This window comes from Nonomuraea solani, from assembly GCF_900108335.1.
GTDB lineage: Bacteria > Actinomycetota > Actinomycetes > Streptosporangiales > Streptosporangiaceae > Nonomuraea > Nonomuraea solani.
In genome coordinates this window covers 47,563-62,793 of the sequence record NZ_FNVT01000018.1, presented here as the reverse complement: position 1 = coordinate 62,793, position 15,231 = coordinate 47,563, and the positions used below count along the sequence as shown (strand labels likewise).

General features: G+C 69.4%; 12 protein-coding genes. 7 read left to right on the top strand and 5 right to left on the bottom strand.

Annotated features, from left to right (window positions below; translation table 11 throughout):
* Positions 1-17: 17 nt before the first annotated feature.
* Together C4V41_RS44095 and C4V41_RS44085 are read right to left on the bottom strand one after the other, a co-directional pair.
* Positions 18-2,063, bottom strand: coding sequence for a DNA/RNA non-specific endonuclease (locus tag C4V41_RS44095; protein WP_103962009.1), 2,046 nt, complete (start codon positions 2,061-2,063; stop codon positions 18-20).
* Between the two features lie 1,120 nt (positions 2,064-3,183).
* Positions 3,184-3,891, bottom strand: coding sequence for a hypothetical protein (locus C4V41_RS44085; RefSeq protein ID WP_146104010.1), 708 nt, complete (start codon positions 3,889-3,891; stop codon positions 3,184-3,186).
* A 107-nt stretch (positions 3,892-3,998) separates the two neighbouring features.
* On the opposite strand from C4V41_RS44085, the gene C4V41_RS44080 reads away from it, so the two are divergent.
* Positions 3,999-4,544, top strand: a complete 546-nt coding sequence (locus C4V41_RS44080) for a DUF6924 domain-containing protein (protein WP_146104009.1) — start codon at positions 3,999-4,001, stop codon at positions 4,542-4,544.
* 187 nt (positions 4,545-4,731) lie between these two features.
* Here the strand turns inward: C4V41_RS44080 and C4V41_RS44075 are convergent, their stop codons facing one another.
* Positions 4,732-5,739, bottom strand: a complete 1,008-nt coding sequence (locus C4V41_RS44075) for a D-alanyl-D-alanine carboxypeptidase family protein (protein WP_200824638.1) — start codon at positions 5,737-5,739, stop codon at positions 4,732-4,734.
* Positions 5,740-6,838: 1,099 nt separating this feature from the next.
* Positions 6,839-7,426, bottom strand: coding sequence for a TetR/AcrR family transcriptional regulator (locus C4V41_RS44065; RefSeq protein ID WP_103962004.1), 588 nt, complete (start codon positions 7,424-7,426; stop codon positions 6,839-6,841).
* Positions 7,427-7,515: 89 nt separating this feature from the next.
* Between C4V41_RS44065 and C4V41_RS44060 the strand changes: the two genes are divergently transcribed.
* On the top strand, positions 7,516-8,469 hold the full coding sequence (locus tag C4V41_RS44060; protein ID WP_103962003.1) for an NAD(P)-dependent alcohol dehydrogenase: 954 nt from the start codon (positions 7,516-7,518) through the stop codon (positions 8,467-8,469).
* A 299-nt stretch (positions 8,470-8,768) separates the two neighbouring features.
* On the opposite strand, the gene C4V41_RS44055 is transcribed toward C4V41_RS44060, so the two are convergent.
* Positions 8,769-9,437, bottom strand: coding sequence for a GntR family transcriptional regulator (locus tag C4V41_RS44055; protein ID WP_103962002.1), 669 nt, complete (start codon positions 9,435-9,437; stop codon positions 8,769-8,771).
* Between the two features lie 123 nt (positions 9,438-9,560).
* On the opposite strand from C4V41_RS44055, the gene C4V41_RS44050 reads away from it, so the two are divergent.
* From C4V41_RS44050 to C4V41_RS44030, 5 genes are read left to right on the top strand one after another with little or no spacing between them, the layout of a single operon-like run.
* Positions 9,561-10,610, top strand: a complete 1,050-nt coding sequence (locus tag C4V41_RS44050; protein ID WP_200824637.1) for a sugar ABC transporter substrate-binding protein — start codon at positions 9,561-9,563, stop codon at positions 10,608-10,610.
* A 28-nt stretch (positions 10,611-10,638) separates the two neighbouring features.
* On the top strand, positions 10,639-11,724 hold the full coding sequence (locus C4V41_RS44045; protein WP_103962001.1) for a mandelate racemase/muconate lactonizing enzyme family protein: 1,086 nt from the start codon (positions 10,639-10,641) through the stop codon (positions 11,722-11,724).
* Entirely contained in the window at positions 11,721-12,737 is a 1,017-nt protein-coding gene (locus C4V41_RS44040) for an ABC transporter permease (RefSeq protein WP_200824636.1), read from the top strand. The genes C4V41_RS44045 and C4V41_RS44040 overlap by 4 nt, the downstream gene beginning before the upstream one ends.
* On the top strand, positions 12,734-13,699 hold the full coding sequence (locus C4V41_RS44035) for an ABC transporter permease (RefSeq protein ID WP_103962000.1): 966 nt from the start codon (positions 12,734-12,736) through the stop codon (positions 13,697-13,699). The genes C4V41_RS44040 and C4V41_RS44035 overlap by 4 nt, the downstream gene beginning before the upstream one ends.
* Complete coding sequence (locus tag C4V41_RS44030) at positions 13,699-15,213, top strand: sugar ABC transporter ATP-binding protein (RefSeq protein ID WP_103962187.1); 1,515 nt, start codon at positions 13,699-13,701, stop codon at positions 15,211-15,213. The genes C4V41_RS44035 and C4V41_RS44030 overlap by 1 nt, the downstream gene beginning before the upstream one ends.
* The last annotated feature ends 18 nt before the right edge of the window (positions 15,214-15,231 follow it).

Sequence of the window (15,231 nt, the reverse complement as noted above, 5' to 3'; positions counted from 1 at the left end):
TGGGTGGCGCCCCCCTTTCAGAGGGTGAGTTGGCGCAGGTGAGTGATCTCCCGTGCTGTGGTTGCCGCTTCCATACGGGCCAAAGGGTCGGCGTCGGCGAGGGTCCCGAAGGACAGCCGGGTGAGGTCTTCGATGCGCCGGATCGGGACCTGGTAGGTCTTGTAGGCGCCGTAAGAGAACTCTCCGGGGACGGTTTCCAGCCCGGCGATGAGGTGGTCTTGGCTGAGCAGGTAGCCGGTGGCCGACAGCTCATCGTTCTGTTTGACCATCGCCACGACTTTCCAGTACTGGCGAGGTAGCTGGACGCCACGGTAGGGGTCGTCGTCGGCCGCCAGAACCGGGCCGGTGAAGACGGTGACCTTCAGGTCGCGGGTGTCGGCGTTGTCCAGAATGTAGTCCTCCAGGCCGGCCCAAGTGGTCTGGTTCTGGTTGAAGTCCTTGTGCTGCGGGGTGCAGTTGGTGAAATGGAAGGTGTCGTCGTTGCCGAACTTGGCCACCGCATGGCCGGTTCCCCACGCCGGGTCCAGACGGCGGACCAGGTGGCCGCGGTCCAGGGGATTGTCGCGGTAAACCTCCTCCCCGGTCTGCTGGCTTTCGGGCAGGCGGGGGTCGAAGATCCAGCGGTCGGGGTCGCGGCGGATGCGCAGGCTGATCGCGCCGTCGATGTTGACCGCCGTGAAGAAGGCCAGCCGCCGTTGCCGGTTCATCACCACGCTGAAGTGGTGGTAGTTCAGCACGTGCGCCGGCTTGTCGCCGGCGTGCCGGTTGAGTGCCGCCAGCGCGAGGAGATCGGGGTGCAAAGTGGGCAACGGCACCCGATGCCCGCCCGGCAGGAAGTCCGGGTCATAGCCGCGGCGGCCGGCATAGTCCGGATCGATCTGGATCGCTTCCGGCGCTGCCGTGTCCGGTCCGGCCGCCGCGATCGGCCCGCGGAGCTGCATGTCGAAGGGGGCCGTCAGGGTCAGCGTGAGCGGCACCTGCCCGGTGGCCCACCGCCCCACCCCCGGCTCCACCTGCTCGGCCGGACGGGGGAGCGAGTGGTCGGCCGAAGCAGTGAGAGCCGCCGGGGCCGGCCGGAGGCTGATGCGTTCGGCGAACAATCGGTCGAGCAGGACCTGCTGGTCCGGCGGGAACGTCCGGCCGTGCAGGAAGGCCAGCAGGTGGCTGACCCGTATCCCTTCGTTGATGACGCCGCCGAACGCGTCGTGATCGGGGGCGGGAACGCCGGCGTGGTGCAAGGCCACGATCTCCCACTGGTCGTTGAAGACCGGGGAGCCGGAGGAGCCGGGTTCGGTGTCGGTCTGGTAGTGCAGGAACGATTCCAGGATGTCGACGATCCGGTTTTCCCGCAGGGCGACCTGTTTCTTGCCTCCGCCCGGATGCTGGATGATCGTGACGAAGTCGCCGATGATGGCTTTGCCCTCGGCCGCCACCAGCCGGTTGAACCCGAACGGGGCCAGCTCACCTGGGGTGGCCTTCACCGCCACCAGCGCGAAGTCCAGCTCTGGGTCGGCGAAGAAGAACCGGCCCGGATCCAGACCGAACCCGCGCAGCGGGAGCGGCCCTCCGTCGATGCCGTCCTGGTAGTCGAACTCGACGCTACTGCCACCGGCCGTGCCGGCACTACCGAGCACGTGGTGGTTGGTGAGCAGCAGGTCCGGGGAGACCAGCGATCCGGTGCCGTAGCCGGCCAGCCGCCCGCGCCTGTCACGGACGACCACCCGCCCGACCGCCCGCGCCGCCGCCGCTCCGCCTTCCAGATAGCCGACAGGGAGCAGGTCATTGGTCTGGATGATCCGCTCCAGCACCGCCACCGCCGCTGTCACGGCCGCCGGGTCCGCTGCGGCTATCGCGGCGGGATCGATCGGGTGGATGTCCCGATAATGGTGGCCGAGCCGATCGATGCGGGTGGCCACCCGTACCGGCTCATCGGCCCGGGCGATCCCGCCCGGCTCGGCGAGCAGGGCGATCCGCCGTCGGCGCTGCTCACTCCTGGCGGCCACCCGCGCCGCCACATCTTCCCGCACCCCGGCGGGCGGTCCTTCCACTGCAACTGCGATCATGCCTGCCCCGTTCCCCCGATGCCCGGCGAGCCCGTCGCCGCCCTGGCAGGGGGCGTTATTCCCCAGACCGGAACCAAGTAAGTCTCCGCAAGCTTCTGACCTGCAGATTCGTTGGAATGTACGCCGGTCCGAGACTCCCGGGAGAGCGCCAGGGCGGCCCGCGTGCGGGAGGGTGCGCCGGGCCAGTGCCCTGCTCGTTGACGAGCCCCGTCCTACCGAGACCCCCGTACGGCGGCCGCTCTCGGCGGTCCCGTCCCCCGCCGGGACGAGCCCAGGGCGATCATCTTCAGCGCCCCTTTGGTCACCATGAGCATCTCTCCTGCTCCAAGGTCCACCAGTTCGGCCGCCCTCCCGGCGAATGACGGGGACCGCTCCAAGATCCGCCCGTCGGAGCCCAGGCGCAACAGCACGCCACTCAGACCGGCCACCACGAACATCCCACCGTCGCGAACCACCCCACGGACGAGTGGCTGGCCAACGTCCACCTTCCATAACGCCGATCCGGTATCGGCATGTACGGCGACATGGCCGTGGCGTCGCTCCCGCAGCCACACCACGCCACCGGCGAACTCGGCGGCCGAGGACAAGAGATCAGCATCGTGGCCGAAGAACCGATCCACGCGTCCGGACGACAGCCGAAGGCCCCAAATCGATCGCGGACCGCACCGCACCAGGCAACGCCCTGAGTCGATCATGGTGAACGCCGGCTCGTGGTCCGCGGACGTCACGGGCTCCGGCAGCCGCCATCTGAGCAGTTCCCGGCCGTCACGAGGGTCGATCAGCCATGTCTCTGTACCGCTTCCCAGGAGCAGGCTGTCACCCCAAGACAAGGGAAGGACCGTGTCCATGCGCTGCGGTGTCCGCCACAGAGGCCGTCCGTCCTCCAGATCGAAGGCGGCCAGCGGCGTGTACCCGCGCCAGCCACCGACGTGGTGGGTCGCCGTCATCGTGGCCGGGCTCGATCCCGTGCACTCCCACGCCTTCGACAGTGGCCACCACCGCACCGCGGTTGTCATCCAACTTCATGCTCGAAAGCTGCGACCGGTTCGCCCGCAGAGTGACGGAGCCGGGCCCACCGGAAATCGCCGTCTTGGGGACCGCTGGACACGCCTCTGCCCCTCTACGCGGGGTCCGCCCTGAGCAGCCGCAGGAACGCCTTCAACCCCGTGATCACCTCCTGGTTGTCGCTCAACCCATCCACGGTCTCGTCGAAACGGCGGGCCATCAGTGTCACGCGGCGGCCCAGATCGTGATCGGCCAGCTCCAGCCCTCTGCCGGCGGCGGTCAACTCGTCGATGCCCCTGCGCAGGTCCTGTGTGACCGTCTCCAGCTCCGACACCCGCTCGCCCAAGGCGATCACGTCCGCTCGCGGGTACCGTACCTCCTGCCCGAGGGTCCTGACCCGCTCGCGCAGATGCGCGGTGTAGGCCGCGATCGGCCGGAAACCGGTCGCCAGCAGGTAGAAGCCGGCGAAGTAGTAGCCGATCTGGGCCCCGGAGAAGAAGGTGACGACCGCGATCACCAGGGCGGACACGACGTGACCGGAGATCGCGAGCACGAGCATGCGCCGGGCGATGCGCCGCGCCTCGTCCTCACGGTGCCGGGCCACCTCGATACCGGCCTCCCTGGACACCCGGACCTCGTGCAGGACATGGCGGGCGGCGAAGCACAGGTTCCACGGGACCGTCAGGACGACGACCAGCCAGAGCAGGCAGACCGCCCCCGCCCCCAATGACAGGAGCGTGGACAGCGCCACCCCCGCGTAAAGGATCAGCCATACGGTGAGCAACGTGACGATCAGGGACGCGAGAAGCAACCACCATTTCATGGGCTTCAGGATGCGGTGATGTCGTGTGCGGGCACGAGCGCTCGGATACTCAAATCCGGCCTGAGCATCCCTCGTGTTGTCGGTGCCCGGCGCTATGGTCCGGCAGCATGAACCGCGATCAACGACCGATACGCCTGCCCCGCATGGATGCCGTTCCCATCCTCCGGACCGACTTCACCGACTCCGCCGGCTGGGACCGCCTGTTGCAAGCCCTGGAGATGCCCGTCACCCAGGAAGAGGGCTCGCAGGACTTCTGTGACTACGACCGGGCCATCTCGTACGTTACCCCGGTTGATCAGGAGGAATACCGAGGGCTGCTGCCTGAGATGGCTCTCGCCGCGGCCCCGTACACCGGCCACGATCTGCCTTACGACCATCTCTATCTGGCCGACGCCGAGACCTTCGCCTCCGATGATCTTCCGCTGCTCGGCATCGACCTTCACGACGACGTTGAGTCTTGGCCGCGTGAAGAACCGTTCCGTGTCCCGGCCCTGCAGGTGGCCGGCGTCGAGATCAACGACAGCATCGCCAACTTGCTCTTTCACGAGTTCCGCGACTTCGACTGGACGGAATCCGAGGTGTACGTGGCGGGGCCTGGGACGACCGTGCACGAGGAGTTCCGTCGGATGGACCAGGACGAGGACGAGGACTGACCGGGGTGAGGCTGCGGACCGTCCTGCCGCGATCACCTATGAATGTCGATCGAGCAGCGCGCACAAGCTGTGGCGCGTCGGCCTTAGCGTGCGGTGATCGCTGAGACATGAAAGGGCAAATCGATGGGTCGCGCCAGAATGCGGGGCCGGAAGGCTTGCGGCTGGATGGGCCAGGGAACCGCGAACCTCAACACGGGCCTCCTCTCGGCTGTGGGAATCCCCTGCCTTCAAGGATGTCAAGAAGCTGGTGTTTTTGCAGGTTCGGGTATCGCTGGACCGCTACGATCAACCTCCTGCTTGCGGCGAGCGCGGCCTGCTTCTTCTCCGCGAGCGTGTCGCCGGTGTCGCCTTGGCGCAGGACCACGCCGAGGATGAGCCGGTCGCGGTCGCCGGAGGTGGGACGGGCGGCCCACAGCAGCGCTCCGCCCGCCGCGGTGCTGGTGCCGGTCTTGAGACCGATTACCCCGGGCAGCCGGAGCAGCTTGTTGCCGTTGACGATCGTGCCCGCGATGCCCGGGATGGTGATCTTGGCGGTGGCGACGATGTCCCGCAGCACTGGGTTCTTCATGGCCTGCTTGGCCAGCTTGAGCTGATCCACCGCCGTGCTGACCGTGGTGGGTTCGTATCCGCTCGCCCCGGTGTAGGTGGTGTTCTTCATGCCGAGTTTGGCGGCGGCCTCGTTCATCTTGCGGGCGAAGGCCTGCTCCGAGCCGGCGTCCCAGCGGGCCAGCAGACGTGCGGCGTTGTTCCCCGAGGGGATCAGCATCAGTTCGAGCAGCTGCCGCTCGGTGAAGCTCTGGCCCGCGGTGATCGGCACCGTGGACTCGTCCCGGTTGCCTGACTCGATCTCCGCCTGCCGGTCGACCTGGATGGACGGCCCTGTGGCGTTCCTGCCGAGCGGGTGGTCGCGAAGAATCACCAGCGCGGTCATCACCTTGGTGACGCTCGCGATCGGCACGGGCCGCTGCTTGCCGTACACGCTGAGACCGTCTGTTTGCCCGGTGATCTCGACCGCCGCCTGCCCCGTCGACGGCCAGGGCAGAGCCGGCAGCCTGGGCGTAATTGGTACCGGCCTGGGGTTCGGCAACGACGAGGGCTGGGCCTGTCCGCCGCTGTAGACCAGGCAACCTCCGGCGAGGATGGCGGGCACGGCGACACCGAGTGCCCGCGTGGCGGGAGAAAGACGAGGCAGCAAGCTTCTTCACCTCCGGGAGAGCGGGGCGCGCTTCTCGCACCCACGTGGATCGTGATTGGGGCCGGCTTAGGGTTCGTTGTGGTCGATCTGGCGCAGCCTGTACTCGGGCAGCCTGCGGCGGTCATTCAACGGGGCGGTTTCCTCTTCGGATCCGTGCTCGGAACCGCCTCGCGAAGAAGCTGATTCTGGTGCTCTGGGGAACGTCCAGATCTCACGCGATCGATGGCCTGACATCGAGGGGGTGGGTCGGTATTCGGGGATGTTCAGCTGGAACGGACGGCCGTTGAAGGCGCCGGTGATCGCCGCGATGAGGAGCCCGGGAATCCGACGGGTTGTGTTCATGCCTTCAGCCGTGGCAGCGCTTTGTTGCCGGTGGGAGCACGAGCATGCGTGGCGAGGCCGCAGAGCCGGAGCGGCGCACCTCTTCGTCGAACATCCGTTACCGGGAGGGGAAACCAAGGAGCCGGCCGCAGCGCCAGAGCGCCCCGGTGCGCACCGTGGTGAACGCCGCCCTGGCGCCGGCGTGACCGCTGCGTACGACCGGTTATGGGGTTGAGGTGCGATGGCGCGCGATTCGTCCATGACAGACCACGATCGGCGCCGAATGTGCGCGCGTTGTCCGCCGCATGTCACCGTTTCTCGACGGCGGTCACCGTCGGCGTGACTGTGACACCACCATGACACGGCGCGGACAGGGCCGGGACACGACCGGCCGCCAACGGATGGGGGCGGCCGGCGGGCCAGCTATGGGGCGTGTGTGGAACTCGGCGGCGTACCGGTCGACTGGCCGAAGCCAGAATGCGAGATCCGGCTCGCTCGCCCGGCAGCGGGCAAATTGCACGCTCTGCGCCTTGATATTCCCAGCGCTGGGATTAAATGTTGCCGCCAGCTGATGCGCTCGGAGCAACTCCGGGATGATGGCAGGGCTCCGATCTGGTCGTGGGGCGGGTTGGTGTCGGCGGGGCGCAGCCGCTCGACGGCGGCTTCGAGGGCGCCCGGAACGCCTCGCCCAGGTACCCCGAAGCCGGACACCTGCGCAGTGTGCCCGCCGATGTCCGGTACGACTCCCAGGAGCTTGATCTCCAGGCCCGCAGCGAGGTCAAGGCTCTTGACGAAGCCGGATGCCCTCGATCGCGATGTCCAGCAGCCGGCCGGCCTGCTCGTCGTCATGGTGGTGCGTGGCGGCCAGCGAGATGGCGGCGACGAGCGCGAGGAGGTCCTCGGCGAGGATGCCGGGGCGCACGGCAGCCGTCCGTTGTGCCTGCCGGAGGAGTTCGCGCGCGGCCTGGATGATCATCGCCTGGCAGCCGTGGTCCTCCTCCAGCAGGTCGGCGTCGCGGCCGTCGTGCAGCACTGAGGCGGCCAGGCCGCGACTGCTCACCGCGTAGTCGTTGAGGTCACGCAGCCAGGTGAAGAGCGCGGGGCCGGGCTCGTTCTGCCTGGCGCGTTCGGCCGCCTTGGCGCACAACTCCTCGACGTGGTCGTGTGAGACGGCTTCGATCAGGGATCGGCGGGAGGGGAAGTGCCGGTGCAGGGTCGCCGATCCCACTCCGGCGCGACGGGCGATCTCCTCCAGCGAGGCGCCGACGCCCTGGTGCGCGAAGACCTCCCTGGCCGCGCCGACGACCAGGTCGTAGTTGCGGCGGGCGTCCGCACGCAGGGGCCGTCGCCCGGGGGTGGGCCCCATCGCGACCTCCTTTGACAACTGGGGTGGTTCTCCGGTTACTGTATCGAACGCAAAACGGAAGGCCACCCCACTTATCGTCGGAGACGAGCATGCGCGCCGTTCAGTACCACCGTTTCGGCCCACCCGACGTGCTGCGCGTCGACGAGGTGCCCACCCCTCAGCCTGGACCGGGGGAGGTGCTCATCGAAGTCCACGCCGCGAGCGTGGACGCCGGGGAACTCGCCATCCGCGCGGGCAGACTGCCCGGCATCATCCGGACCCGCTTCCCCCGGGGCCTCGGCGGCGACTTCACCGGCCGCGTCGAAGCCCTGGGTTCCGGAGTTCGCGCGTGGAAGGTGGGGGAGGAGGTGTGGGGGGTCATGCCGCACTTCGCCTCCGGCGCCATCGCCGAGTACGTCACCGTCCCCGAGCGGCGGCTCGCCCGGGCGCCGAAGAACCTGAGCCTGCTGGACGCCGCCGCCCTGCCCGCCTCAGGCACCACCGTCATGACCGCCCTGATCGACAAGGCCGCTCTCCTCAGCGGCGAGCGACTCCTGGTCCGCGGCGCCGCGGGAGGCGTCGGCAGCCTCGCCGTGCAACTGGGCAAAGCTCTCGGCGCCCACGTCACCGCACTCGCCGGCGCCCGCAACCTCGACTGGGTCACCGAACTCGGGGCCGACGCGGCCTTCGACTACCGTACGACCCGGCCGGAGGACCTCGGCCGCTTCGACGTGATCGTCGACGTCGTGGGCACCGACCTCGGGGTCTACCGGGCGCGGCTCACCCGCGGCGGTCGCATGGTCGCACTCGCCTTCGACCCGGAGCGCGTCTGGACCTCCATAGCCGCCTCAGGACTACAGGCCGTCCTGTCACCCCGGCGGATGAAGCTCTTCAGCAACAACCCCTCTCCCGGCCGGATCGCCGAACTCACCGCCGCCGCCGAGGCGGGCAGCGTCCGCCCCGCGATCGACACCGTCTACCCGATGGACGGCGTCGCGGAGGTGCACCGACGGCTCGAAGCGGGCGGCGTACGCGGAAAATACGTCATCGACGTGCGCCGCTGACCTCTGACACGCCGCTCGTTCGCCCAACGCGATCTGTCCAGAAGCCCACCAACAGGTCACCTTGAACGTGCGCACGGCCACGTACACGTCGTCGGAATCCGGTGACCAGCCGAGCCGCTGTCAGAAAGGCGATGAAAGGCCGCCGCCGACGGGTCGCGCTCGTCGGCGCGGTGGTAGCTACCCGTCAGTGGATGTGAACCGCACGGCTTACTGGGTCTCCCCGTTCGCGAACGCCGGCTGACGACCGGACTCGGAGCTCGAGTGGCGGCGACCGCCCGGACCTGGCCGAATTCAGGGTGTCAGTCGAAGGCCGTCAGTTGCCGCTCGCGCGCCGCGCTCAGGTGTCCTCGCATCGCCGCTTCGGCCGCGTCCGGGTCACCGGCGCCGATGGCCGCCGCGACGCGTTGGTGCTCCGCGATCGTCGTGCCGGCGTGGGCGTAGGGAAAGTATCTCCGGTGCAGGTGAAGGTGGACATGCAGGCGTTCGAGGCCGTCGCGGAGCAGGGGGTTGCCCGACGCGTCGGCGATGAGGTCGTGGAAGCGGGCGTCGTGGGTGGTGAAGGCCGCGTGCCAGCCGCCGGGGTCGTCCGGCTCCCGCGCGATCGAGGTGGCGGCCTCCGCGATGATCGACTCGCGCTGCGCGGAGGTGGCCCGTTCGGCGGCACATCGCGCGGTGGCGCACTCCAGCAGCAGCCGCATCTCGAACAGGTGGTTGTATTCGGCACGGGTGAGCAGCGGGCTGACCGTGTAGCCGACGAGCGGGCGCTTGCGGACCAGCCCGTCGGACTCCAGGCGGGCCAGGGCTTCGCGAATCGGCGTCTGGGACACCTCGAGATCGCGGGCCAGCGCGTCGATGTTGACGCGGTCGTCCGGCCGCATGCTGTGTTCGAGGATGCGTGCCCTGAGGACGTCGTAGACGTCGTCGCCCAGCGTCGACCGCCTGAGCCGGGGCGGTTCGGTGGATGCCATCGGGCCAATCCTCCCACGGAGTCGGCGAGTCGTCCGGAAGTCAGGTCTTGACGTCCTGACAAGGAGGAACTATACCTCCATGAAACATCCTATAGGATCTACGATTCTGTGAAAGGTGTGGTCGTGAATCAACGATCATGGATCCGGTTCGGCTGGCTGGCAGCCGCCTTGGTGCTCGCCGTTACCGGGTGCACGAAGAAAAGCGACGGCACGACCACGGCCGGCGCGCCTGCCCGGACGCCCGGCCAGGTCAGAATCGCCCTGGTCCCCGGCGGGGCGCATCCGTACTTCCAGCCGTGGAAGGACGCCGCCGCCACGGCGAAGAACGATCTCCGCGCCGGCGACGTCACCTTCAACGAGACCTCCGACTGGGACCAGACCAAGCAGAACGACGTGCTGAAGTCCCTCGCCGCGCAGGGCTACAACGCCTTCGGCGTCTTCGGCGTCTCCCCGGAGAACATCAACGCCACCTTCGAGGACCTCAAGCGGCAGGGCTTCCCGGTCGCCTCGCTGGCATCCTGCCCGGCCGGCGACGTCGACAAGGCGGACTTCTGCCTGTCCACCGACGTGCGGCTGGCCGCCTACAAGGCCGCGCAGGCCGCGATCGAGGCCATGGGCGGTCAGGGCGCCCTCGTGCACCTGACCGGCAACAAGGTGGATTCCAACACCCAGCGCCGCATCCAGGGGGTGCGGCAGGCCGTCGATGAGAGCGGCGGAAAGGTCGAACTCCTGCAGACCGTGACCGACGTGGACAAGGACCTGCAGACGGCGCAGAAGGCCGTCGCCGACCTGCTCGCCGCCAAGGGCGACCAGATCCAGGGCATCGTCAACACCGCGTACAACCCCGCGGTGGCCGCCGCGGAGGGCGTCCAGCGCGCCAAGCTGCCGATCAAGGTCGTCGCGATCGACGACGACAAGACCATCCTCGCCGGCCTCAAGGACGGCTCGGTCGCCGCGACCGTGCTGCAGAACCCGGTCGGCCAGGCGTCCGTCGGGGCGTACGCGCTGATGAAGCTCGCGGGCGGCTGCACCATGAGCCGGCCGGGAGTGATCATCGACTCCGGTTCCTTCGTCGTGACCAAGGACGCCATCGACACCTACGACACGGACCGCCGGGCGAAGACGGACGAGCTGAGGAAGGCGTTCGACAGCCGGTACCTGTCCTGCAAGTAGTCCCACGAGCTCAGGAGGAGTCACCCCCTTGCCCGCGATCATCCACGCCGAGGCCTATCTCGTCGACCTCGAGGTCGAAACCGTCCGAACGGACGCCGTCCAGTCGTTCGTCAAGCAGGAGACCGTCTTCGTCGAGATCCGGACCGACGACGGCGGCACCGGCACCGGCTACACGTACACGATCGGCACCGGCGGCACCGCCGTGCTCGCCCTGCTGCGCGACTACCTGCTGCCCAGGCTGGCGGGCGCGGACGCCCGCCGGGTGGAGGCGGTGTGGCACGACCTGTTCGCCGCGACCCGGGCGACCACGGTCGGCGCCATCACCTCCCTGGCCCTCGCCGCCGTGGACACGGCCCTGTGGGACTGGCGCTGCCGCGACGCGGGCCAGCCCTTGTGGGTCCTCGCCGGCGGCGCGAAGGACCGCATCCCGCTGTACGACACCGAAGGCGGCTGGCTGCACCTCACCACCGAGGAACTCATCTCCGGAGCCAAGGCGAGCCAGGCCGCGGGCTGGCCCGGCGTCAAGCTCAAGATCGGCCGCTCGCCCGCGGAGGACGCGGAGAGGCTGGCCGCGGTCCGTGCGGCGGTCGGGCCCGGCTTCGACCTGATGCTCGACGCCAACCAGTCGCTCACCCCCGCGGAGGCCGTCAGGCGGGCCCGGCTGCTCGAACCGTCCGATCCCTACTGGTTCGAGGAGCCGCTGCCGGGCGATGACATCGCCGGGCACCAGGCACTGGCCGCGGCCGCCTCGATCCCCATCGCGGTCGGCGAGTCGCTCTACTCCGTGGCGCAGTTCCGCGAGTATCTGCACCGGCAGGCCGCCGGCATCGTCCAGGTGGATGTGGCGCGCATCGGCGGCATCACGCCCTGGCTCAAGGTCGCGCACCTGGCCGAGGCGTACAACGTGCCGGTCTGCCCGCACTTTCTCATGGAGCTGCACGTGAGCCTGTGCTGCGCGGTGCCCAACAGCCGCTACCTGGAGCACATTCCCCAGCTCAGGGCGATCACGCGGCGGGAGATCGAGGTCGTCGACGGGCACGCCCTGGCGCCGATGTCCGCCGGCCTCGGCATCGAGTGGGACCGCGACGCGATCGACGATCGGAGAGTGGGGTGAGCGCACGGACGGCGACACCGCTCTGGGCGAACCCGCGCCTCGGGCTGCTCATCCTGCTGATCGCCCTGGTCGCGCTCTTCACCGCGCTGCGGCCGGCGTTCATGGACACCACGCTCACGCTCGTGCCGCTGCAGGCGGACATCAGCGTGTACGCGGTGGTCGGCCTCGCCCAGCTCGCGGTCCTGTCGCTGGGGCACATGAACATGGCCGTCGGCCGGATGGCGGCGATGAGCGCGTTCGCCATGGGGCTCGCCTACGACCGGCTCGGCGTGCCGCTGGTGGCCGGCCTGGTGATCGGGCTGATCGTGGGCATGTTGCTCGGCGCGCTGGCGGGGCTGATCATCTCGCGTACCGGTGTCAACTCGTTCGTGGTCACCCTGGCGATGGACTTCGCCCTGGTGGGGCTCATCACGATCCTCTACACCACGTTCACCGACGGCGTCGCCTTCACCAGCCGGCCCGCCGGCATGGACGCGCTGCGCAACGACACCTTTGCCGACTACTGCATGGGCGATGTGTGCGGTCCGCACATCCCTCTCGTCGCTCCGCTCACCCTCGTCGCGGTGGCGGCGGTGGGACTGCTGTTCCGCTTCGGCAGGCTGGGCCGGGAGATCTTGATGACCGGCGCCAACGAGAAGGCGGCCGAGCTGTCCGGCATCCCCGTCCGGAACCGGGTGGTACAGGCCCACGCGCTCAGCGGGCTGCTGGCCGGGCTGGCCGGCTTCCTGCTCGCCGCGAACAACGGCGCCTTCTCGGCGCGCATCGGCGACGCGTTCCTGCTGCCGTCGTTCCTCGGCCCGGTCCTCGGCGGCACGCTGCTGGCCGGCGGCGCCGTCAGCGTGCTCGGCACGGTGCTGGGCGCGACGCTCACCCAGGTCATCTCCAAGGGCCTGAACCTGCTGCAGTTCCAGCTCGACCAGCTCAATCTCTACATCGGCCTGGTGCTGCTCGGCGCGCTGTCGCTCGACCGGGTGCGCCACGTCGTCGCGGAACGAAGGGGGGCGCGGGCATGAACGCCGGCATCGCCAAGGACGTCACCACCCGGCCGGAGTTCACCCTCGCGGTGCTCGCCGCCGCCGGTTTCGTCGCGCTCGCCGCCGCCACGGACGGCAACCTGCTCTCCCGCGGCACGCTGGAGGCGTTTTTCCGCTTCCTCGCCGTCCCGATCGTCATCGGACTGTCCCAGATGGTCGTGCTGGCCGTCGGCCAGATGAACCTGTCGGTCGGTACGCTCACGGGCCTGTCCGCCATGGTCGCGGCCTGGCTCATGCTCGAAGGCGGTCTGCCCGCTCCGCTGGCCGTGCTGGGCGCGCTCGGGGCCGGCCTCGCCGCCGGTCTGGTCAATGGGCTGCTCGTCGTGTTCACCCGGATCAACGGCTTCATCGTGACCCTCGCCACCATGACGATCATCGAAGGGCTGCGGTACGGGGTCAACGGCCCCGACACCTTCCAGGGATACTCGCCGGGGCTGCGTGACCTGGGCGCCGCCTCGGTGCTCGGACTGCCGGTCGTCCTCATCCTCGCCCTGGTGGTGGCCGCCCTGGTGGCCCTGTTCTTCGGCCGCGCGGTCGCGGGCCGGCAGTTGCTGGCGACCGGCGGCAGCCCGTTCGCCGCACGGCTCTCGGGCGTCTCCAACGACCGGTCGATCGTCATCGCGCACGGGCTCAGCGGCCTGCTCGCCGGGGTCGCCGCCGTCATCACGGTCGCCGCCTCCGGCTCCGTCAACTCCAGCATCGGTGACGACCTGCTGCTGCCGAGCTTCGCCGCGCCCATCATCGGCGGGGTGGCGCTAGCGGGCGGAGTCGTCAGCGTCGCCGGCACCTGCCTCGCGGCGTTCCTGATCCGGCTGGTGGACGTCATGCAGGCGCAGTTCGGCATCAACCCGCGCTGGATCGACCTGATCGTCGGCGCGGTCGTCCTCGGTGCGGTGCTGCTGGGCACCGTACGCCAGAAGCTGTCGAAAGGGCCGTCGTGATGCTCACCGCCGAGAACCTGGTGAAGACGTTCCCGGGAGTCCGCGCGCTGGACGGGGCCGGCCTGCGGCTCGCCGCGGGCAGCGTGCACGCCCTGCTGGGCGAGAACGGCGCGGGCAAGAGCACGCTCATCAAGATCCTGACCGGAGTGCACCGGCCGGACGGCGGGCGGGTCGCACTCGGCGGCACCGACCTGCACCTGAACGGGCCGCTCGACGCCCAGCGGGCGGGCATCGGCGTCGTGCACCAGGAGCGCAACCTCATCCCCGGCTTCTCCATCGCCGAGAACATCCTGCTGCACCACCTGCCGCGGCGCTTCGGACTCGTCGACCGGGCGCGGATGCGCGCCGAGGCCCGCCGCTGCCTCGGCCTCCTCGACCTGGACCTCGACCCGGACACCCCGGTCTCCCGGCTCTCCGTGGCGCAGGCGCAACTGGTCGAGATCGCCAAGGCGCTGAGCGTCGACAGCAAGGTGCTGCTGCTCGACGAGCCGACCGCGTCGCTCACCGCGGACGAGGCCGACCGGCTCTACGGCATCGTGCGCAGGCTGCGCGACAACGGACACGCCGTCGTGCTCGTCAGCCACAAGCTGGAGGAGGTGTTCGCGATCGCGGACACGGTCACCGTGCTGCGCGACGGGCGCAGCGTGGCGGAGGCCGAGCCGCTCGCCGGCCACACGCAGGACCAGATCGTCGACCTCATGGTCGGGCGGGCCTACTCCTCGGTCCGCCTCGCCGAGCGGCACGTCGACCCGGCGACGCCGCCGCTCCTGCGGCTGGACGGGCTGTGCACCGCGCGGGGCCACCGCGATATCTCGCTGTCCGTGCGGCCGGGGGAGATCCTCGGACTGTACGGCCTGGTCGGGGCCGGCCGCAGCGAACTCGCCAAGGCGCTCGTCGGGCTCGACCGGATCACGTCGGGAACGATGGAGGTACGCGGCCGTCCGGTGCGCATCCGCGGTGTCGGCGACGCGCTCCGCGGCCACCGCATCGGCTACGTGAGCGAGAACCGCAAGGAAGAGGGCCTGTTCCTGGACCAGCCGGTGGCCCGCAATGTCGCCGTCACGGTGTGGCGACGACTGGCCAGGGCCGGGCTGGTGACCGACCGGGCGGAGCGCCGCCTGCTGACCCGGTACGTCGACCGGCTGGGCATCCGAATCTCCGCACCGTCCCAGCTCGCGGGCCAGCTCTCCGGCGGCAACCAGCAGAAGGTCAGCCTCGCGAAGTGGCTCGCCGCCGAATGCGAGATCCTCATCGTGGACGAGCCGACCGTCGGCATCGACGTACGCACCAAGGCGGCCTTCCACGAGCTGATCGCCGAACTGGCCGGAGCCGGGCTGGCGCTGCTGCTGATCTCCTCGGACCTGCCGGAGATCGTCACCCTCGCCGACCGGATCGCGGTGATGAACGACTTCAGCCTCCGCGGCGAGCTGGTCAACGACCACGACTACGCCCGGATGAGCCAGGCGATCATCCGGTTGATCCACGACGAACGGGCGCCGGGGGAGCAGGACTGACATGCTCCTTGCGCTTGC